This window comes from Pseudomonas cichorii, from assembly GCF_018343775.1.
Taxonomy (GTDB): domain Bacteria; phylum Pseudomonadota; class Gammaproteobacteria; order Pseudomonadales; family Pseudomonadaceae; genus Aquipseudomonas; species Aquipseudomonas cichorii.
This window is the reverse complement of record NZ_CP074349.1, coordinates 5,155,247-5,174,204: the sequence shown is the minus strand read 5'-3', so window position 1 is coordinate 5,174,204 and position 18,958 is coordinate 5,155,247. Positions and strand designations below refer to the sequence as shown.

Genomic DNA, 18,958 nt, shown 5'->3' with positions numbered 1-18,958 from the left:
TTAATTTCAGTTGTTGTGCGGCGTCAATTGCAGCTTGAAAGGTAATTTCACCGGGTTCATTCATACTGGAGGCGCTATTCAGTCGGTGTTTTTTCGTTGTCGTGCCTGTCCCAGCAGAGGTGTTTTTCATGAAAGCTGTAGTCTACGAAGCCTTTTCCCTGCCGCCGCGTCTCATGACCGTCGAAGACCCGACTCCAAAGCGCCATGGCGTTGTCATTAAGGTGCAGGGGACGGGTGTTTGTCGCAGCGATTGGCACGGCTGGAAGGGGCATGATCCGGACATTCAACTGCCGCATGTTCCGGGACACGAACTCGCAGGGGTTGTGGCCGAGGTGGGCAGGGACGTCACTAAATGGAAGGTCGGTGATCGTGTGACTGTGCCGTTCGTGGGTGGTTGCGGTGCTTGTCCTGAGTGCAGCAGCGGCAATCAGCAGGTCTGCCACACTCAGTTTCAGCCGGGTTTCACTCACTGGGGTTCATTTGCCGAATACGTCGGTATCCACAAGGCTGACCTGAACCTGGTCGCGCTTCCCGAGCGCATGGATTTCGCGACGGCGGCCAGCCTGGGTTGCCGCTTCGTTACTTCGTTCCGGGCGGTCGTTGATCAGGGAAGGGTTACGGCGGGTCAGTGGGTTGCTGTTCATGGCTGTGGAGGTGTGGGGCTGTCGGCAGTCATGATTGCTCAAGCCATCGGGGCTAACGTCATTGCCATCGATATCTCGGATGACAAGCTTGAACTGGCCCGCTCGCTCGGTGCTGTTGCGACGGTCAATGCCAGCCGCGTTGCGGATGTCACCGAGGCCGTTCTGGAAATCACCAAGGGTGGCGCTCATGTTTCGCTGGATGCTCTGGGCCATCCGACCACCTGCTTCAACTCCATCAATAATCTGCGTCGTCGTGGCAGGCACGTCCAGGTTGGTTTGATGCTCGCAGACCATGCGAAACCGGCGATTCCGATGAGCAAGGTCATCGCCTATGAGCTGGAAATCTGCGGTAGCCACGGCATGCAGGCGCATCGTTATGACGCGATGATCGAGATGATCAGCTCCGGCAAACTGGCTCCGGAGAAACTCGTCGGCAAAACCATCAGCCTGGAGCAGTCCATCGATGCACTGGTGAACATGGACCGGTTCGAGACGACAGGCGTAACCGTTGTAACGGAGTTCTGATCCCGACCCTGATCGTTCGGGCTAGCGCTCGGGCACAAGATCAGAGGCGTTGGGCTTCTCTTCCAGCACGGGCAACAGGAACCGCCCGATGACCGGCAGGTGATCCGAAATCAGCAGCGTGTCATCCCGGCGGACCCTGGCCCCGATACGCTTCAGTTTCGGGCTGTGGAACAGGTAGTCGACGGTTCTGTCCGGCCCGTTGACTCGCGTGTCGTTGGGAAAGAAGGTCAGCCACTGGCCACGGTCGATACCGCTGGCTTCGCTGTTGCTGGGGATCATCGGGTATTTGTCCCAGAGCGCATGCAATTCGCTGTCGGGGTTATAGGGGGCCTGTTGCTCGGCGGGCAGGCGCCGGTACTGGCCCAGCGGCAGCAGGTTGAAGTCACCGCCGATCAGCCAGGGCGTGCCGCTGCTTTCAAGGGTGTCCAGCAATTTGCCGGTGACCTGGATCTGGCGTTGCAGCGTGTCGTCGTCACGGGTTGGCCTGCTCAGATGGGTGTTGATGACTGCAAGCCGTTCACCATCGCGCAAGGGCAGGTAGCTCACCAGCAAGGCGGGGCGCGGCTTGAACTGTCGGCTGATGATATTGGTTTCAGGCAGCGGCAGTTGCAGCCGCTCGGCATGATCGATGCGATAGCGGCTTAGGGTCGCCAGTTTCATGCCGACGCTGCCGCGGATGTGCAGGTCCGGGATGAAGTCGGCCTTCCAGTAGAACGCCTCGGTGCTGCACGGATACAGGTCCGTGACTCGCTCCTGAAGCAGGGCCAGCTGGTTCTGATAATCGGCATTCTTGGCACCGTCGCTGACTTCCTGCAGCAATACGACATCGGGCTGTTCGTCCCGGATGACGCGTGCCACTTCATCAAGGTCGTAGGCGATATCTTCGTGGGTCGGGCGTTCGTCCTCGCCGCTGCCATCGGCCATGTCGTACCAGAAGACGTAACGCTTGCCCGCCAGATACTGGATGTTCCAGGTCATGATTTTGAGTGCCTGGCCCGGCATCAGCGGTGGTGCCTGGGAGGTGCAGATGGCCGTGACCGGCTCCCGGTCTTCCGGACGCCAGGTCAGGCTATGGATCATTGCCAGCACAAGGCCGGTCAGGGTCAGGGCAATGAGTGTCAGGCGTAAGAGTAAACGGGGCATCGGCTCGGCTTGGAGCGCATGGCGCTCGGTGTCGGGTTCGCGAACGAGCATAGCCGAGCTGCCAGTCCCTGGCAGCCGTTTCGTGGCTCAAGCCTTGTTCGAAGGTTCGCTGATCAGCATGAACAGACGGAATATCACGACAGTAATGAACAGTTGCAGGAAGCTGCCGATGCTGTCGAGTACCAGGGATGCCGCAGGGCTCTGGGGCTCTGGGAACAGGTAAAGCCCCAGGCCTTCGAGCAATGACAGGGGAATGTAGACTCCCAGCACACAGGCCAGAATGCGCATGAAATGGCCGGTGGTCATCAGCATGCTTTCGCGCATCGCCATGAAGGGCGTCAGCTTGCGCATCACCAGCAGGTACTCGCTGAAAGCCAGCTTGACCATCACCCACAGGCCGGGAATGACGAACAGCGACAGCCCGAACAGAATCAGCAGAGTGCTGATGGCCGACAGCACGGCGAAGGTCGGCCACAGGCGTAGGGTCATTGCCAGCAGGTCTCGGGTCGCAGGAGCCTCGCCTCGCGTGCGGGCATCGAGAAACAGGATCAGGGCGCCCGTGTAGAGCGGATAGAACAGCAGGCCGATCAACAGCTCGTAAGCGAAGGGGGCCTCATTGCCAAGGGCCTGCTTGGCCAGGGCTTCGAGTACCACCAGCGGCAGGCACAGCATCAGGATGCTTCCCAGGTTTTGCCGGAAGAAGTACAGCGAGTCCTGGATAACGTTCAGCGGGTTCATGTGGATAAGTCGCAGGCAAAAAAGCAGGCGACACTGTAGCCCATGCCTTTTGTCGAACCAAGAGTGGCAATGACAGGGATGGTGGCTTTCTTAACTTTTTGTTCATCCGGTTGAAGCGCGCTTGTCCAGCCCCATTACCTGAGTGAAGTCCACTCATTCGACTGGACGAAGATTTCCAACGGCAATCCAGCGAGGTCGCCATGAACAGCGAAGAGCAAACCCTGATCGACGAACTTTTCTCCAAGCTGAAAAGTGCCGAAACAGCCTCGACTCCCCGTGACCCAGGGGCCGAAGCGCGGATCAAGGAGCACCTTGCCCACCAGCCCGGCGCTCCTTATTACATGGCGCAGGCGATTCTGGTTCAGGAAGCGGCAGTCAACCAGTTGAATCAGCAGCTCAGGCAACGCGACGAGCAGATCCAGCAGCTTCAGGCCGAACTCCAGCAGGCCAGGGGTCAGGCTTCGTCTGCCCCGGCCAGTGGTGGTTTTCTGTCGAGCATTTTCGGTGGCAGCTCGTCACGTGCTCCGCAGTCCCAGCCTGCCCCGGCTTCCAGCGGCGGTGGCTGGCGTGATGGTGCCGGTTTCAACCCGCCACCTGCGCAGCAAAGTGGCTATGCACCACCCCCTGCTGCGCCCAGAGGCACAGGTTTTCTGGGCGGTGCTCTGCAGACCGCAGCCGGTGTGGCGGGCGGGGTGATGCTGGCGCAAGGTATCAGTAGCCTGTTTGGGCACCACAGCCAGCCTGAGGAAATAGTTGAAGTCATTCACGATCAGCCCATGCAAAGTAATGATTCGGGCAATTGGGGGCAGCAGGATCAGCAATACATGGCTGATGACAACTATGACGATGGCGGTGGCATGTTTTCGGACGATGATTCCTTCGTCTGAGTCGCAATGGTGTCGCGGGCAACCTGCTTCCATGACGTGTAGAGGTGGTTTGCCCGTCGCTGCTTGAGCCGCGGTCTTTTTCATCTCATGGCATACTGCTGCACCGGCTGACGAATTTTGTCCGCGTCATGAGGAATTGCGGTGAAGAAGATCGCGGTGTTTGCTGATGTACAGAACCTCTATTACACCGTGCGCCAGGCGCATGGTTGTCACTTCAATTACGCCGCGTTGTGGGCGGACATCAGCTCGCGCGGGCAGATAGTCGAGGCGTTTGCCTACGCCATCGATCGCGGTGACAGCAAACAGCAACAATTCCAGCAGATCCTTCGCAACCTGGGATTCACCGTCAAACTCAAACCATATATCCAGCGCAGTGATGGTTCGGCCAAAGGCGACTGGGATGTGGGGATCACCATCGATATCATGGACGTCGCGCCGCAGGTGGATGAGGTGGTGCTGGCGTCCGGTGACGGCGATTTCGATCTGCTGCTCGAACGCATCATCGCCAAGCACGGCGTCGAGGCTGTGGCCTACGGGGTTCCGGGGTTGACGGCCAACTCACTGATTCGTGCCGCCAGCCGCTACATTCCCATCGAAGGCGCGTTGTTGCTCAAATGATGGTCATTTTTTAAGGATTGCACCCCGTGTTGGAACGTATCGCTGTCATTGACTTTGAAACCACCGGTATCTCTCCCGGCCATAACTGCCGGGCTACCGAGATTGCCGTGGTGATCATGGAGCAGGGGCGTATCGTCGATCGCTATCAGAGCCTGATGAACGCCGGGGTGCGTATTCCAGCCTTTATCGAAGGCCTGACCGGAATCAGCAACAACATGATCCGCACGGCACCCTCGGCCGATCGGGTAATGAATGATGTCTGTGATTTTGTTGGTGCAACGCCGCTGGTGGCGCACAACGCTTCATTCGACCAGAAGTTCTGGGATTATGAACTCTCGCGCATCCAGCGCACCCGCGAGCAAAGCTTTGCCTGTTCGATGTTGCTGGCGCGCCGCCTGATGCCGGGAGCACCCAACCACAAGCTCGGCACCCTCACGAGCTATGCCCGCCTGCCCAACACCGGCAAGGCTCACCGGGCTATGGCCGATGCCGAGATGGCCGCCAACCTGACGGCTTACCTGACCAACGAACTGCGCCAGACCCACGGTATCGCCGGGGTTTCCCATCAGTTGCTGTGCTCGCTGCAGAAAGTCCCCGCTGCAAAAATCAGTGAAGCGCTCAAGCGTCAGCGTGGGTTTTAGATTTCCGTTGCTGCTTCTTATCTGTCGATCGTTATCGGCACGCGCGAGCTAACCTGCGAGGGCCGGACAGGGTAAACTGCGCGCCTTGCAGTGAATTTCCCTACGGTACCCCCATGACATTCGCCTCTCTCGGCCTGATCGAACCCTTGCTGCGTGCCCTCGATGCACTTGGCTACCAGACCCCGACGCCTGTTCAGGCACAGGCGATTCCTCCGGTGCTGGCTGGCCGTGACCTGATGGCCGCCGCCCAGACCGGCACTGGCAAGACTGCCGGTTTTGCCTTGCCGCTGTTGCAGCGCCTGACCATGGAAGGCCCGAAAGTTGCCCCCAATTCGGTGCGCGCTCTGGTATTGGCCCCGACCCGTGAGCTGGCCGAGCAGGTGCATGAAAGCATTCGCCAATACGCCGAACATCTGCCGTTGAGCACTTATGCGGTGTATGGCGGCGTCAGCATCAACCCGCAAATGATGAAGCTGCGCAAGGGCGTGGATGTTCTGGTCGCCACGCCAGGCCGTCTGCTGGACCTGCACCGTCAGAACGCGGTCAAGTTTTCGCAACTGCAAACCCTGATCCTCGATGAAGCCGATCGCATGCTGGATCTGGGCTTTGCCGAAGAACTGCGCGGGATTTATGCCGCGCTGCCCAAGCGTCGTCAGACTTTGCTGTTCTCCGCCACCTTCTCGGACGAAATCCGCCTGCTGGCCTCGCAGATGCTCGACGATCCTCTGAGCATTGAAGTCAGCCCGCGCAATGTGGCGGCGTCTTCGGTCAAGCAGTGGGTAGTACCGGTAGACAAGAAGCGCAAGAGCGAGCTGTTCATCCATCTGCTGAAAAAGCAGCGCTGGAGCCAGGTGCTGGTGTTCGCCAAGACCCGTGTCGGCGTCGATCAACTGGTCGAGCGTCTGCAAGGGCTGGGCATCAATGCTGACGGCATCCATGGCGACAAGCCCCAGGCGACTCGCCAGCGTGCTCTGGATCGCTTCAAGGCCAGCGAAGTACAGATTCTGGTGGCTACCGACGTGGCAGCCCGTGGTCTGGATATCGATGACCTGCCGACCGTGGTCAACCTGGACTTGCCTATCGTGGCCGAGGATTACGTTCACCGCATCGGGCGTACCGGGCGTGCCGGTCTTACCGGGGAAGCGATTTCGCTGGTCTGCGCCGATGAAGTCGAACTGCTGTCGGCGATTGAAGTGCTGACCCGCCAGACGCTGGTGCGCAAGGAAGAGCAGGATTTCGAGCCCGAGCATCGTGTGCCGACCACCGACGCCAGCGGGCAGATACTCAAGAAACCCAAGAAACCGAAAAAGCCCAAGGTTTCAGGCAGCAAGCGCAATCTGGGCAAGTGGGTCGACAGCGGCGATAGCGAGCCCGCGCCAGTGGTCAAGGCCGTGCGCAAGGTGCCAGTGTTCAACACCGGACCGCGCAAGAAAAAGCCCTGATCTTTCGCGCCCAATGAAGGAGCGACTTCAGTCGCGAAGGCAGCATGAAGACGGTGCACTTCTTCAGCTTTCACTGGCCTCGTCGCGAGCAAGCTCCCTCCCGCGAAGGTTGTGGGAGCTGCTGCACCACTCAATGATTCCAAGCCCCGCAGCCCGACCGCTGGCAAAGCAGGCGGTCAGCAGGTAGCCGCCGGTCGGGGCTTCCCAGTCAAGCATCTCGCCAGCGCAGAACACGCCCGGCAGTTGCTTGAGCATCAACGCCTCGTCCAGCCCCTCGAAGGTCACACCGCCAGCGGTGCTGATCGCCTCATCGAGCGGACGCGGTTTGATCAGGGTCAGAGGCAGTGCCTTGATGGCCTGGCTCAGCAAGGCGGGATCGGCAAAGGCTTCCTTGGTCGCCAGCTCACGCAGTAGTGCGGCCTTGGCACCTTCCAGTCCCAACTGGCTTTGCAGGTGTTTGGACATCGAGCGCGAGCCGCGAGGTTTGCTCAGGGCTTTTTGCACATCGCTGAGCGTCTTGCCGGGCAACAGATCGATCTGCACCGTCGCCGAGCCTGCAAGGTTGATCTGCTCGCGAATCCTCGCCGAAAGTGCATAAATCAGGCTGCCTTCCACACCTGTTTCAGTCAGCACGCATTCGCCAAGCCTGGGCGTGTCGTCTGGCAGGCCGATGGCGATATTCTTCAGCGGCGCGCCCGCGAACTTGCTGCGCAGCAACTCGCTCCAGACTGCAACCTCAAAGCCGCAGTTGGCGGCCTGCAGCGGCGCAACCTCAATGCCGCGCTCTTGCAGCCAGGGCAGCCAGGCGCCATCGGAACCCAGGCGCGCCCAACTGGCGCCGCCCAGAGCGAGCAAGGTTGCATCGGGTTTGAGTGCCAGTTCGCCGTCCACAGAGGCAATACGCAGGCTGCCGTCGGCATTCCAGCCCAACCAGCGATGGCGGTTATGAATCACCACGCCCGCTTCGCGCAAGCGCTTGAGCCAGGCCCGCAGCAGCGGGGCGGCTTTCATGTCGGTCGGGAACACACGGCCCGAACTGCCCACGAACGTTTGAATCCCCAACCCATGAATCCACTTGCACAGTGCATCGGCATCAAAACGGCGCAACAAGGGCGCGATCATCGGCGCACGCTCGGCATAGCGCGACAGAAACGCCGGGTACGGCTCCGAATGCGTGATATTCATCCCGCCCACACCCGCCAGCAGAAACTTGCGTCCCACCGATGGCATGGCGTCATACAGATCGACCTTGATCCCGGCCTGGCTCAACACCTCAGCCGCCATCAACCCCGCAGGCCCGCCTCCAATGATGGCAACGGATGAAGGCGTTGGGGATTTTGAGTTGGTCATGGTGAGCGGGGAGTCAGTGATAAGAGGCTGGGCATTCTACCCGAGATTCAAGTCCTGGCCTTGAGGCATCCATATTGCTGCGGATCTAACCCAACCCCATCTCCACCCAGACCCGCTGCGCGCTGTGATGCAGTATGCCGTGTCGCCTGGCCAGGGCTTCGCGGTCTTTGCTGTAGCCGCCGCCGATAACGCCCATCACGGGGATATCACGGCCCAGGCAATGGCGTATGACGGTTTCGTCCCGTGATGCCAGGCCTTCATCGGTCAGTTGCAGGTAACCGAGGGCGTCGTCCTTGTGCACATCCACTCCCGCGTCATAGAGCACCAGATCCGGCTGGTAGATCGGCAGGAGGTAGTTGAGCAGGTCGTCGACGACTTTCAGGTAGTCCACATCGCCCATACCCATGGGCAGCGGTATGTCCCAGTCGCTTTGGGCCTTGCGGGCCGGGAAGTTCTTTTCGCAGTGCAGCGACACGGTAATGGCGTCGTCGGTGTCGGCGAGGATGCGTGCCGTGCCGTCGCCCTGATGCACGTCGCAGTCGAAGATCAGCACCTTGCCCACGCGGCCGCTGGCCAGCAGGTAATGGCTGATGACGGCCAGATCGTTGAAGATGCAGAACCCGGCCGGGTAGTCGTAGTGCGCATGATGAGTGCCGCCAGCCAGATGGCAGGCCAGACCATGCTTGAGCGCCTGTTCGGCGGTCAGCAATGAACCGCCCACTGCTCGAATGGTGCGTCGCGCCAGGTCTTCGCTCCAGGGCAGGCCCAGTCGGCGTTGGTCCTCGCGTGACAGGTCGCCGCTCAGGTAGCGCTGAATATAAGAAGGGTCATGGGCCAATGCCAGAATATCGGCCGGGCACAGTTCCGGGCGCAGAAGCTGGGTGTCCCGAACCAGGCCGCTGTCGACCAGGTGATCGCGCAGCAGGCGGAACTTGTCCATGGGGAAACGATGGCCAGCCGGGAAGTGCGGGCTGTAATCATCATGATAGATAAGCGGCAGGGACATTTTTCGTCCGGTCTGGGGTCGAAGCCGGATAGTGCCAGTAATGCAGGCCGTCGCACAGCAACCTTGGGCGTCGACAGGCTACACTGGCGCAATCATTTGCGTGGTACCCGGGAGGAATCGATGGAGCCGATACTCAAACTCGACAGCGCTCGGCTGTTGATGCGGCAATGGCGGGACGATGACCTGCCCACGTTTGCCGCCATGTGTGCGGATCCTCAGGTCATGCGCTACTTTCCCGAGCCCATGAGCCGCCTGGAAAGTGCTGCCATGATCGGGCGTGTACGGGGGCATTTCGCTGAGCTGGGCTTTGGCTTGTGGGCTCTTGAGCGTAAGGACAATGGGGCTTTTATCGGCTTTACCGGTCTTGGGGTCGTGGGTTTCGATGAGCATTTCACGCCTGCGGTGGAAATCGGCTGGCGCCTGGCGCGTGAGCATTGGGGCCTGGGTTTTGCCAGCGAGGCGGCCTGGACTGTTCTGGGCTGTGGCTTCGAGCGTCTGGGGCTGGAAGAAATCGTGTCGTTCACGGCGGTCAGCAACGAGCCATCGCAGAAGGTGATGCAAGCCATTGGCATGCAGCACGATGTGGCCGATGACTTCGATCATCCCGGCATCGAGGATGGGCATCCGCTCAAACCCCATGTCTTGTATCGAATAAACCGTGAACAGTGGCTCAACACGCTCAAACCCTGATTCAGCCAGCCGCATTAAATTCTGTATCATTTCAACCCTGCCGCGCAGGCCTTGCGCGCGCGGGTATGTTTTGTGCGAGGAGTGATGAATGAGCCAAGTGTTGGATGATCTGGTCGAGCTGCTGACGCTGGAACCGATCGAGGAAAATCTTTTTCGCGGTCGCAGCCAGGACCTTGGCTTTCGCCAGCTGTTTGGCGGACAGGTATTGGGGCAGTCGCTGTCGGCCGCCAGCCAGACTGTAGAAGAAGATCGCCATGTTCATTCCCTGCACGGCTACTTTCTACGCCCTGGCGATGCCGCCTTGCCTGTGGTCTATCAGGTCGACCGTGTGCGTGATGGCGGTAGCTTCAGCACGCGCCGGGTAACGGCGATCCAGAAGGGCAAGCCGATCTTCACCTGCAGCGCATCGTTCCAGTATGACGAAGAGGGTTTCGAGCATCAGACCACCATGCCACAGATCGCAGGCCCGGAAAACCTGCCTTCGGAGCTGGAACTGCTGACCCAGCGGGCGCACCTGATCCCCGAAGCGATGCGCGACAAGTTTCTGTGCCCCAAGCCCATTCAGTTTCGCCCGGTCACCGCTGAAGACCCTTACAACCCGAAGCCGGGGGAACCGGTGAAGTATGTCTGGTTCCGTGCCGATGGCACCTTGAAGGACGTTCCGGCGCTGCATAAATACTTGCTGGCCTACGCCTCGGACTTCAACCTGCTGACCACCTCTTTGCTGCCCCACGGCAAGACCGTCTGGCAACGCGACATGCAGGTCGCCAGTCTGGACCATTCGCTATGGTTCCACAGCGATCTGCGCGCTGATGACTGGCTTTTGTACGCCATGGACAGTCCATGGGCCGGCAACTCTCGCGGTTTCTCACGCGGCAGCATTTTCAACCGCGCCGGGCAACTGGTCGCCTCGGTCAGTCAGGAAGGCCTGATCCGCCATCGCAAGGACTGGTCATGAGCCTCAGGGATATCCCGAACTGGGTATTCGACATGGACGGCACCCTGACCATCGCCGTGCATGATTTCCCGGCCATCAAGCGGGCACTGGGTATTGCGCTGGAGGACGATATTCTCGGACACCTGGCGGCTTTGCCTGCTGATGTCTCTGCGGCCAAGCATGCCTGGTTGCTGGAGCACGAGCGCGAACTGGCGCTGGCCTCGCGACCGGCCGAAGGTGCTGTCGAACTGGTGCGCGAGCTGGCCGGGCGCGGTTATCGCCTGGGTATCCTGACCCGCAATGCCCGCGAGCTGGCTCATATCACCCTTGAGGCGATTGGTGTTGCGGACTGTTTTGCGATCGAGGATGTGTTGGGCCGTGACGAAGCGACACCCAAGCCGGATCCGGCTGGCCTGCTGAAGCTGGCGGGTGCGTGGGATGTGTCGCCCGGGCAGATGGTCATGATTGGCGACTACCGCCATGACCTGGATTGTGGCCGTGCAGCGGGGGCAAAAACCGTGCTGGTCAACCTGCCCGAGAATCCCTGGCCAGAGCTGACCGACTGGCATGTCGCCGATTGTGTGGCATTGCGGGGGATGCTGGATCTGTGATTTTCGCGAATGAATTCGCTCCTGCGGGAGCGAATTCATTCGCGAACTGTGCGCAATCAAAACGGCTTGAACAAGACTGCCTGCCCTTCAGGCGACGTAAAGATCCCGTCACCGCTGTGCCCGACTTTCGGCACGATGACCAGATGCTGGCTCAGCCCTTCCGGGTGACGTTTTTGCAGGTACTTGAAGTAGTTCTGCCCGCGAGTCAGCCTGTTCGGGCCCTGTGCCTCGGCGGCGCAGGTCTTGTCCAGTGCAGGGTGGTTGATGTCGGTGTCCAGTTCGCCCAGCAGGTAAGTGATATCGCGCTTCACATAGGCTTTTTCGATATCCGCAGGCTTTTCCTTGCCTGAGTAGAACGGCATTTTCTTCAGGCCGTACTTCCAGTCGTCGAAGTTGGGGCAGCTTTGCGACGATACGGTTTCAGGGCGCTCTGCGTCGAAGTAGGCATAGGAGGACGGGTTGGCGATCACGTAGCGCAGTTTCACGCCTTCACGGTTGAGCAACGCATCTTCCTTGCCGCCAATCATTGCGTAACGCTGTACTACCTGGGCGCCGCCGGAATGGCCAGCGATGACAATTTCCTTGAGGTTGGGGAACAGCTTGCTGTCGCTCAGGCGCTTGAGGATATGGTCAATGACGATAAACGAGCTGATCGGCTTGGGGTCCACAGCCGTGGCGCCTTCCATCCAGCTGTTCTGGCGCCAGCGCAGGATCGAGTCGGACAAGTGGTGGGCAACGATATCTTTTTCGTCCAGAAACTGTGGGGCAATCAGCAGGGTCTTGCTGCGCTCCTTGGACTGGTTGGCCGCCCGCTCGATGCTGCGTAGATAGGTTTGCGCATTGCGCAGGCGCCCGTGCAGCACGATCACGACGCGCTCGATTCGTGGTTTTGGATGCACCCATTCCTGGCTCAGGCCCAGCGTTGCCTGGCTGCCATTGATGATAAGGCGATCCGGGCTGATCGATTTTACCGCTTGATCCTCGGCATGAGCGCCGAGGCTCGCGAAGGCAGTGCTTAACAACAGGACCATAAGCGGTTTAATCATGTGCTCAGAGACTCTTGGCGGCGAACGTATCGCATTGGTTGATTTGACCTTGTGCAAAGCCGGTCTTGAACCAGCGCACGCGCTGGGCTGACGTTCCATGGGTGAAGGAGTCCGGTACGACCCGGCCACGGCCTTGCTGCTGCAAGCGATCATCGCCAATGGCGTTTGCCGCATTCAGTGCCTCTTCAATATCACCCGGCTCAAGCCAGTTCAAACGCTTTTGTGCGTTGTAGGCCCAAACACCCGCAAGACAGTCGGCCTGCAATTCCTGGCGGACCAGCAGACCGTTATTGCCTTCCATGCGCTGGCCTTGTTGGCGAGCCGTCTGGACCTTGGCTGAAATACCCAGCAGGGTCTGCACGTGATGGCCCACTTCATGGGCGATGACGTAAGCCTGGGCGAAATCCCCGGCAGCCGAAAAGCGTTGGGACATTTCCCGGAAGAAATCCAGGTCCAGATAAATCTGCTGGTCGGCCGGGCAATAGAAGGGGCCTGTGGCCGAAGTCGCGAAACCGCACGCGGAGTTCACTTGACCGCGAAACAGCACCAGAACCGGGTCCTTGTACTGTCGGCCACTCTGGGCAAACACGGCCCGCCAGGTATCTTCGGTATCGCCCAGCACGCTGCGCACGAACTCGGCCTGCTGATCGTTGGCGGGCGGAGCCTGGCGTGTCTGGGGGGGGACTTGAGAGGTTTGCTGGGTCATTTCACCGGTGAGCTGCCCGAGAATCTGCATCGGATCCTGGCCGGTCAGCAGGCCGAAGGCGACGATAATCACTATGCCGCCCAGGCTCAGTCCCTTGCCACCGATGCGCATGCCGCCACCGCCGCTACTGCCATCGCGAGCATCGACTACGTTGTCGCTGCGTCGGCCTTTTTTCCACAACATTCTGAAGCCCTCCGCTGAACTCTAGGGAGTGTTGCCGGTGATACGTCATTGCGCCAGTCCGGCGGTCTATCTGGCCAGCATCAGACCGGTTTTGCCCGGTGCTCGTTCTCTACGGGGGGCGCTGCATCGGCAAAGTGATTGACCCGGCGCAGGCTCTTGAACCCGATCATCCAGGCGCCCACGACGCCCAGGGTGCACAGACCGCCCATGATTGCCGCAGGAACCGGGCCGGTCAGGGATGCGCTGGTGCCGGCACGGAACTCGCCGAGTTCGTTGGATGAACCGATAAACAGCATGTTGACCGCATTGACCCGGCCACGCATGGCATCCGGTGTCGAGAACTGCACAAGGGCCGAGCGAATATAGACGCTGACCATGTCCGCTGCGCCTGCGATCAACAAGGCAAAGCAGGACAGCCAGAAGAGGGTGGACAGGGCAAACACCAGATTCGCCACGCCGAACACACCGACGGCCAGAAACATGGTCATGCCGACATTGCGATCCAGAGGCCGCATGCTCAGGTAAACCCCGGTCGCCAGTTCGCCCAGGCTCATGGCGGCGCGCAGTGCTCCCAACCCTTGTGGCCCAAGATGCAGGACCTCATGGGCATAGATCGGCAACAGGGCCACCACGCCACCGAGCAATACGGCGAACAGGTCCAGAGAAATGGTGCCCAGAATGATTGGCCGGGAGCGAATGAAGGCGATGCCAGCGGTAAAGCGCTGCCAGGCCCCGTCACCCAGGTCCACAGGCTTGCCTGCAAAAGGCGTTGCGACCTGGCTCAGACACAGAATGCCCACCAGGAATGAAAGCACACAGGTCGAATACGTCAGCTCTGCGCCACCCAGCGCATACAGACCGCCCCCGATCAACGGCCCGGCCACGGTGGAGCAGCGCATGATGACGCTGTTGGTGGCGATGGCCGATGCGAGTTGTTCCCGGGGCACAATCTGCGGCAGCAGGCTTTGCAGCGCAGGCCCTGTGAATGCACGGGCGCAGCCATAGAGCACGAGAGCCCCGTAGATCAGACGCAGGTCTTGCAGCTTGAGAGCGGAAAACAGCAACAGGATCAGCCCGCACAGTGCTTGCACTGCCCAACTGATGCTCAGGATCAGCTTGCGGTTGTAGCGATCGATCAGATCCCCGGCCGGCATGAGCAGCAGCAACATGGGGATGAACTGGGCAAGACCCACATAGGCCAGCGCCATCGGCTCGCGGGTCATGTCATACACCTGCCAGGCCACGACTATGGCCTGGATCTGCATGGCGAAGACCGCCAGCAGCCGTGCGAAGATGAAATTGACGAAACCTGGTGCGCGGGACAGTTTGACTGATGAGGCGGGGGATTCAGAACTCAAGACAGTTATCCATCGAAGCGGGGGAATACGCGGGTGGCGTTATACCTTAGCCCATGGAGCGCTACACATGAAGTAACTAAATTGTTTTGTGTGGTGTTGTTCGCGAATGAATTCGCCTCCTACGGATTAGGTGTAGGAATTCATTCGCGAAAGGTTGCAGGGTCTGCTTAGGAGCGAATTCATTCGCGAAGGCTATCAACGCCTGACCAGCAGAACCCCTGATTCCATGTGGTGTGTATAGGGAAACTGGTCAAACAGTGCGCAGCGCTCGATCCGGTGGGTATCGTGCAGTTGGGCGATGTTGGCGGCCAGGGTTTCCGGGTTGCAGGAAATGTACAGGATGCGATCGAAGCGGCGGGTCAGCTCGCAGGTGTCCGGGTCCATGCCGGCCCGTGGCGGGTCGACGAACACACTGGCGAACTCATAGCTCTTCAAGTCCACGCCTTGCAGGCGGCGGAAAGGACGTACATCGCTCAGCGCCTGGGTCAGCTCTTCGGCAGACAGACGCACCAGCGTGACGTTATCCACTGCGTTGTCATCCAGGTTGCTCAGCGCAGCATTCACCGATGTCTTGCTGATTTCTGTCGCCAGCACTTTGCGCACGCGGGTGGCCAGCGGCAGGGTGAAGTTGCCGTTGCCGCAATACAGCTCCAGCAAATCGTCAGTACGCTCGCCCAGCGCGTCATAGGCCCAGTTGAGCATTTTCTGGTTCACGGTGCCGTTTGGCTGGGTGAACGCGCCTTCAGGCTGGCGATAGCTGAACGTGCGACCGGCGACTTCCAGCTTTTCTGTCACGTAATCCAGGCCGATCACCAGGCGCTGGCCTTTGGAGCGGCCGATCAGGCTGACATTCAGCTCGCTCGCCAATGACTGCGCTTCGGCTTGCCATTCTTCGTCCAGCGGGCGGTGATAGCACATGGTGATCATGGCATCGCCCGCGAGGGTGGTCAGGAAGTCCACCTGGAACAGCTTGTGGTTCAGCGTCGGGCTGGCTTCCCAGCGCTCTCGTAGCACAGGCATCAGCGCATTGATACGCTCGCTGGCAATCGGCAGGCCTTCGAGCAGGATCGGCGTCTTGTTGTCGCCCGGCGCGAACATGGCGTAGTAACGCTTCTGGTCTTCGCGCCACAGGCGAAATTCCGCACGCAGGCGGTAATGCTCGCGTGGCGAGTCGAATACCTGCGGTTCGGGTGCGTCGAAAGGGGCCAGCAGCTCACGCAACCGGACGGCTTTTTCTTCGAGCTGACGATCGTAGCTCGCGGGATCGAAAGGAACACTCATGCGTTGAACCAGCCCAGCTTGATCACGAACAGAATCGACAGGATCACCAGCGCCGAATTCAGCTCGCGCCCGCGTCCCGAAAGCAGCTTGATTGCTGTCCAGGAAATGAAACCAAAGGCGATGCCGTTGGCGATGGAGTAAGTGAAAGGCATGGCCAGGGCGGTAATCACCACCGGTGCCGCGACTGTGAGGTCTTCCCAGTCGATTTCAGCCATGCCGGAAGCCATCAGCACGGCAACGAACAGCAATGCCGGTGCCGTGGCGAAAGCGGGCACGCTGCTGGCCAAGGGTGCGAAGAACAGTGCCATCAGGAACAGCACGCTGACCACGATGGCGGTCAGGCCGGTGCGGCCACCGGCACTGACGCCGGCTGCGGATTCGATGTAGCTGGTGGTGGTCGAGGTGCCCAGCAGCGAGCCAGCCATGGCCGCAGTACTGTCGGCGATCAGCGCACGGCCCATTTTCGGCATGTGGCCGTCCTTGCCCATCAGGCCCGCACGCTTGGCGACGCCGATGAGGGTGCCGGAGTTATCGAAGATATCCACGAACAGGAAGGCGAAGATGATGCTGACCAGTCCAACGTCCAGCGCGCCCATGATGTCCAGTTGCAGGAAGGTCGGAGCCAGGGAAGGTGGCATCGACACCACGCCGCCGAACGGCGTGAAGCCCAGCAGGATGGAGGCAAGGGTGGTAACCAGAATGCCGATCAGGACTGCGCCGCGGACCTTGAGCTGGTCCAGCGCCACGATCAGGAAGAAGCCCAGGGTCGCCAGTATCGGCGCCGGTTGTTTCAGGTCGCCCATGCCGATCATGGTCGCCGGGTTACTGACCACGATGCCGGCGTTATGCAGGGCGATCAGCGCCAGGAACAGGCCGATGCCTGCTGCAATGGCCGAGCGCAGGGGCAGGGGAATGCTGTTGATGATCCACTCGCGGATCTTGAACAGTGACAGCAGGAAAAACATCACCGCCGAAATGAAGACCGCACCCAGCGCCACCTGCCAGGTATGGCCCATGTGCAGGACCACGGTGTAGGTGAAGAAGGCGTTCAGGCCCATGCCCGGTGCGAGGGCTATCGGGTAGTTGGCGATCAGGCCCATTACGGCCGAGCCGATGGCGGCGGCCAGGCAGGTCGCGACGAATAGCGCGCCCTTGTCCATGCCGGTTTCGCCCAGGATGCTCGGGTTGACGAACAGGATGTATGCCATGGCCAGGAAGGTCGTGACGCCCGCCAGTATCTCGGTCCTCACGTTGGTGTTGTGTGCCTTGAGTTGAAACAGCCTTTCCAGCATGTCTGGCTCTCCGTAACGCGGCCTGCGTCGTAAATGTTTGACTCCAGAAGCAAAGCACAGGCTGACGCAGCAGCCCGCCGTTTCTGCGAGTCGGAAAAAGCCGCGCATCATACCAGCAGGTTGAGGCTGTGGCTGCTTTGTGAAGTGCTCCTTATCGGCTGAACACAAAGACCGTTCTGCAGCATGAGGCAACTCGCCACGCGGCAATAGACCACACAACCTCAAGGGCTGAATGGGACTACTCTTTCATGGTCGGTTGATCTGCATCATTGCACTCACGCATTCGGTGTGAACCGAAAGCATGAAACCAGCATCGAGATACTCATCAGAAGACTTCCGATGCACCGACTCCCTGACCGTGGGGCAATCGCTGATGGCTTTCTGCCAAAGGCTGGTATCACCTGATAGAGAGGAAGAATCATGTTCGGTTTGGAGGCACTAGATCTTGCCCGCATCCAGTTCGCATTCACGATTTCGTTCCATATCCTGTTTCCTGCCATCACCATCGGTCTGGCGAGTTACCTGGCTGTGCTCGAAGGCTTGTGGCTGAAAACCAGCAACGACGTATACCGCGACCTCTACCATTTCTGGTCGAAGATATTTGCCGTCAACTTCGGCATGGGCGTGGTTTCCGGGCTGGTCATGGCCTATCAGTTCGGCACCAACTGGAGCCGCTTTTCCGACTTTGCCGGCGCGGTTACCGGGCCGTTGCTGACCTATGAGGTCCTGACGGCATTCTTCCTTGAAGCAGGCTTCCTGGGTGTAATGCTGTTCGGCTGGAACCGTGTTGGCCGCAAGCTGCACTTCTTCTCGACGGTCATGGTCGCCATCGGCACCCTGATCTCCACCTTCTGGATCCTGTCGTCCAATAGCTGGATGCAGACGCCGCAAGGTTTTGAAATCATCGACGGTCGCGTGATCCCCACCGACTGGTTCGCAGTGGTCTTCAACCCGTCCTTCCCGTATCGCCTGGCGCACATGTCGATTGCCGCCTTTGTGGCGACCGCTTTCTTCGTCGGTTCTTCGGCGGCCTGGCACTTGTTGCGTGGCCGCGATACACCGCAGATCCGCACGATGCTGTCGATGGCCATGTGGATGGCGTTGCTGGTCGCGCCACTGCAGGCCGTTGTCGGTGACTTCCATGGTTTGAACACGCTCAAGCATCAGCCGGCAAAAATCGCCGCCATTGAAGGTCACTGGGAAAACATCGGTGACGAGCCGACGCCTCTGATCCTGTTCGGCTGGCCCGACATGAAGGAAGAACGGACTAAATATGCTGTGGAAATCCCCTATCTGGGCAGTCTGATCCTGACCCACAGCCTGGACAAGCAAGTCCCGGCGCTCAAGGAGTTCAAGCCTGAAGACCGGCCTAATTCGACCATTGTGTTCTGGTCGTTCCGGATCATGGTCGGCCTGGGTTTCCTGATGATCTTTACCGGGTTGTGGAGCCTCTGGCTGCGCAAGCGTGATGCGCTTTATAGCAACCGTGCTTTCCTCTATCTGGCGTTGTGGATGGGGCCCTCGGGTCTGATCGCGATCCTGGCGGGCTGGTTCACCACGGAAATCGGTCGTCAGCCCTGGGTCGTCTACGGCCTGATGCGCACGGCGGATGCTTCGTCCGGCCACAGCGTCACACAAATGAGCATCACCCTGGTGCTGTTCGTGGTCGTCTACTTCCTGCTGTTTGGCGCCGGCCTCAGTTACATGTTGCGTCTGGTGCGCAAAGGACCGAAGAAACACGTCGAACATACACCGACCGGCGGTCCCGGCCAGAAACGCACACCAGCCCGTCCGCTCTCCGCTGCCGAAGAAGGCTCCGAAGACGGCGACAACCTCGACAGCCTGAGCAAGGGGAACTGA

The 18,958-nt window shown here is 59.9% G+C and carries 18 protein-coding genes; 9 read left to right on the top strand and 9 right to left on the bottom strand.

Annotated elements, in window-relative coordinates; genetic code table 11:
• The first annotated feature begins 128 nt into the window (after positions 1–128).
• A complete protein-coding gene (locus tag KGD89_RS22015; RefSeq protein WP_025261923.1) occupies positions 129–1,169 on the top strand; it encodes a zinc-dependent alcohol dehydrogenase family protein in 1,041 nt (346 codons plus the stop codon).
• 21 nt (positions 1,170–1,190) lie between these two features.
• Here the strand turns inward: KGD89_RS22015 and KGD89_RS22010 are convergent, their stop codons facing one another.
• On the bottom strand, positions 1,191–2,363 hold the full coding sequence (locus KGD89_RS22010; protein ID WP_025261922.1) for an endonuclease/exonuclease/phosphatase family protein: 1,173 nt from the start codon (positions 2,361–2,363) through the stop codon (positions 1,191–1,193).
• Positions 2,364–2,399: 36 nt separating this feature from the next.
• The gene (locus KGD89_RS22005; protein WP_025261921.1) at positions 2,400–3,050 is read right to left on the bottom strand and encodes a YciC family protein; all 651 of its coding nucleotides are present in this window, start codon (positions 3,048–3,050) and stop codon (positions 2,400–2,402) included.
• Between the two features lie 200 nt (positions 3,051–3,250).
• On the opposite strand from KGD89_RS22005, the gene KGD89_RS22000 reads away from it, so the two are divergent.
• The 4 genes from KGD89_RS22000 (at position 3,251) to KGD89_RS21985 (ending at position 6,638) form a co-directional block, all read left to right on the top strand.
• Positions 3,251–3,937, top strand: a complete 687-nt coding sequence (locus KGD89_RS22000) for a DUF2076 domain-containing protein (protein WP_025261920.1) — start codon at positions 3,251–3,253, stop codon at positions 3,935–3,937.
• Positions 3,938–4,078: 141 nt separating this feature from the next.
• Positions 4,079–4,555 (top strand): NYN domain-containing protein, encoded by a 477-nt coding sequence (locus tag KGD89_RS21995; protein ID WP_025261919.1) that lies wholly within the window; start codon positions 4,079–4,081, stop codon positions 4,553–4,555.
• 29 nt (positions 4,556–4,584) lie between these two features.
• On the top strand, positions 4,585–5,196 hold the full coding sequence (locus KGD89_RS21990; RefSeq protein WP_025261918.1) for a 3'-5' exonuclease: 612 nt from the start codon (positions 4,585–4,587) through the stop codon (positions 5,194–5,196).
• 113 nt (positions 5,197–5,309) lie between these two features.
• Positions 5,310–6,638, top strand: coding sequence for a DEAD/DEAH box helicase (locus tag KGD89_RS21985; RefSeq protein ID WP_025261917.1), 1,329 nt, complete (start codon positions 5,310–5,312; stop codon positions 6,636–6,638).
• A gap of 63 nt (positions 6,639–6,701) precedes the next feature.
• Here KGD89_RS21985 and KGD89_RS21980 read toward each other — a convergent pair whose 3' ends face one another.
• Together KGD89_RS21980 and KGD89_RS21975 are read right to left on the bottom strand one after the other, a co-directional pair.
• Positions 6,702–7,988: a TIGR03862 family flavoprotein gene (locus KGD89_RS21980; RefSeq protein ID WP_025261916.1), complete on the bottom strand. Its 1,287-nt coding sequence runs from the start codon at positions 7,986–7,988 to the stop codon at positions 6,702–6,704.
• 85 nt (positions 7,989–8,073) lie between these two features.
• Positions 8,074–8,994 carry a histone deacetylase family protein gene (locus tag KGD89_RS21975; protein ID WP_025261915.1) on the bottom strand — a complete coding sequence of 307 codons (921 nt, stop codon included), beginning with the start codon at positions 8,992–8,994 and terminating at the stop codon, positions 8,074–8,076.
• Positions 8,995–9,114: 120 nt separating this feature from the next.
• On the opposite strand from KGD89_RS21975, the gene KGD89_RS21970 reads away from it, so the two are divergent.
• The 3 genes from KGD89_RS21970 (at position 9,115) to KGD89_RS21960 (ending at position 11,232) form a co-directional block, all read left to right on the top strand.
• The gene (locus KGD89_RS21970) at positions 9,115–9,684 is read left to right on the top strand and encodes a GNAT family N-acetyltransferase (RefSeq protein ID WP_025261914.1); all 570 of its coding nucleotides are present in this window, start codon (positions 9,115–9,117) and stop codon (positions 9,682–9,684) included.
• A gap of 88 nt (positions 9,685–9,772) precedes the next feature.
• Complete coding sequence (tesB, locus tag KGD89_RS21965) at positions 9,773–10,642, top strand: acyl-CoA thioesterase II (protein ID WP_025261913.1); 870 nt, start codon at positions 9,773–9,775, stop codon at positions 10,640–10,642.
• Complete coding sequence (locus tag KGD89_RS21960) at positions 10,639–11,232, top strand: HAD family hydrolase (RefSeq protein WP_025261912.1); 594 nt, start codon at positions 10,639–10,641, stop codon at positions 11,230–11,232. Before tesB ends, KGD89_RS21960 begins: the two co-directional genes overlap by 4 nt.
• Positions 11,233–11,288: 56 nt before the next feature.
• Here the strand turns inward: KGD89_RS21960 and KGD89_RS21955 are convergent, their stop codons facing one another.
• The 5 genes from KGD89_RS21955 to KGD89_RS21935 all read right to left on the bottom strand — a co-directional run bounded on the left by KGD89_RS21955 (position 11,289) and on the right by KGD89_RS21935 (position 17,098).
• Positions 11,289–12,278: a hypothetical protein gene (locus tag KGD89_RS21955; RefSeq protein ID WP_025261911.1), complete on the bottom strand. Its 990-nt coding sequence runs from the start codon at positions 12,276–12,278 to the stop codon at positions 11,289–11,291.
• Between the two features lie 4 nt (positions 12,279–12,282).
• Positions 12,283–13,167: a KPN_02809 family neutral zinc metallopeptidase gene (gene ypfJ / locus KGD89_RS21950; protein ID WP_025261910.1), complete on the bottom strand. Its 885-nt coding sequence runs from the start codon at positions 13,165–13,167 to the stop codon at positions 12,283–12,285.
• 80 nt (positions 13,168–13,247) lie between these two features.
• Positions 13,248–14,525: an MFS transporter gene (locus KGD89_RS21945; protein ID WP_025261909.1), complete on the bottom strand. Its 1,278-nt coding sequence runs from the start codon at positions 14,523–14,525 to the stop codon at positions 13,248–13,250.
• Between the two features lie 195 nt (positions 14,526–14,720).
• A complete protein-coding gene (gene trmA, locus KGD89_RS21940) occupies positions 14,721–15,806 on the bottom strand; it encodes a tRNA (uridine(54)-C5)-methyltransferase TrmA (RefSeq protein WP_025261908.1) in 1,086 nt (361 codons plus the stop codon).
• Complete coding sequence (locus tag KGD89_RS21935; RefSeq protein WP_025261907.1) at positions 15,803–17,098, bottom strand: NCS2 family permease; 1,296 nt, start codon at positions 17,096–17,098, stop codon at positions 15,803–15,805. The genes trmA and KGD89_RS21935 overlap by 4 nt, the downstream gene beginning before the upstream one ends.
• A gap of 420 nt (positions 17,099–17,518) precedes the next feature.
• Between KGD89_RS21935 and KGD89_RS21930 the strand changes: the two genes are divergently transcribed.
• The gene (locus KGD89_RS21930) at positions 17,519–18,958 is read left to right on the top strand and encodes a cytochrome ubiquinol oxidase subunit I (protein WP_025261906.1); all 1,440 of its coding nucleotides are present in this window, start codon (positions 17,519–17,521) and stop codon (positions 18,956–18,958) included.

What these genes read in the sequence shown, in the direction of transcription:
- KGD89_RS22015 (WP_025261923.1), top strand. Translation starts at nt 129, where the DNA reads ATGAAAGCTGTAGTCTACGAAGCCTTTTCCCTGCCGCCGCGTCTCATG.
- KGD89_RS22010 (WP_025261922.1), bottom strand. Translation starts at nt 2,363, where the DNA reads ATGCTCGTTCGCGAACCCGACACCGAGCGCCATGCGCTCCAAGCCGAG.
- KGD89_RS22005 (WP_025261921.1), bottom strand. Translation starts at nt 3,050, where the DNA reads ATGAACCCGCTGAACGTTATCCAGGACTCGCTGTACTTCTTCCGGCAA.
- KGD89_RS22000 (WP_025261920.1), top strand. Translation starts at nt 3,251, where the DNA reads ATGAACAGCGAAGAGCAAACCCTGATCGACGAACTTTTCTCCAAGCTG.
- KGD89_RS21985 (WP_025261917.1), top strand. Translation starts at nt 5,310, where the DNA reads ATGACATTCGCCTCTCTCGGCCTGATCGAACCCTTGCTGCGTGCCCTC.
- KGD89_RS21980 (WP_025261916.1), bottom strand. Translation starts at nt 7,988, where the DNA reads ATGACCAACTCAAAATCCCCAACGCCTTCATCCGTTGCCATCATTGGA.
- KGD89_RS21975 (WP_025261915.1), bottom strand. Translation starts at nt 8,994, where the DNA reads ATGTCCCTGCCGCTTATCTATCATGATGATTACAGCCCGCACTTCCCG.
- KGD89_RS21970 (WP_025261914.1), top strand. Translation starts at nt 9,115, where the DNA reads ATGGAGCCGATACTCAAACTCGACAGCGCTCGGCTGTTGATGCGGCAA.
- tesB (WP_025261913.1), top strand. Translation starts at nt 9,773, where the DNA reads ATGAGCCAAGTGTTGGATGATCTGGTCGAGCTGCTGACGCTGGAACCG.
- KGD89_RS21960 (WP_025261912.1), top strand. Translation starts at nt 10,639, where the DNA reads ATGAGCCTCAGGGATATCCCGAACTGGGTATTCGACATGGACGGCACC.
- KGD89_RS21955 (WP_025261911.1), bottom strand. Translation starts at nt 12,278, where the DNA reads ATGATTAAACCGCTTATGGTCCTGTTGTTAAGCACTGCCTTCGCGAGC.
- ypfJ (WP_025261910.1), bottom strand. Translation starts at nt 13,167, where the DNA reads ATGTTGTGGAAAAAAGGCCGACGCAGCGACAACGTAGTCGATGCTCGC.
- trmA (WP_025261908.1), bottom strand. Translation starts at nt 15,806, where the DNA reads ATGAGTGTTCCTTTCGATCCCGCGAGCTACGATCGTCAGCTCGAAGAA.
- KGD89_RS21935 (WP_025261907.1), bottom strand. Translation starts at nt 17,098, where the DNA reads ATGCTGGAAAGGCTGTTTCAACTCAAGGCACACAACACCAACGTGAGG.
- KGD89_RS21930 (WP_025261906.1), top strand. Translation starts at nt 17,519, where the DNA reads ATGTTCGGTTTGGAGGCACTAGATCTTGCCCGCATCCAGTTCGCATTC.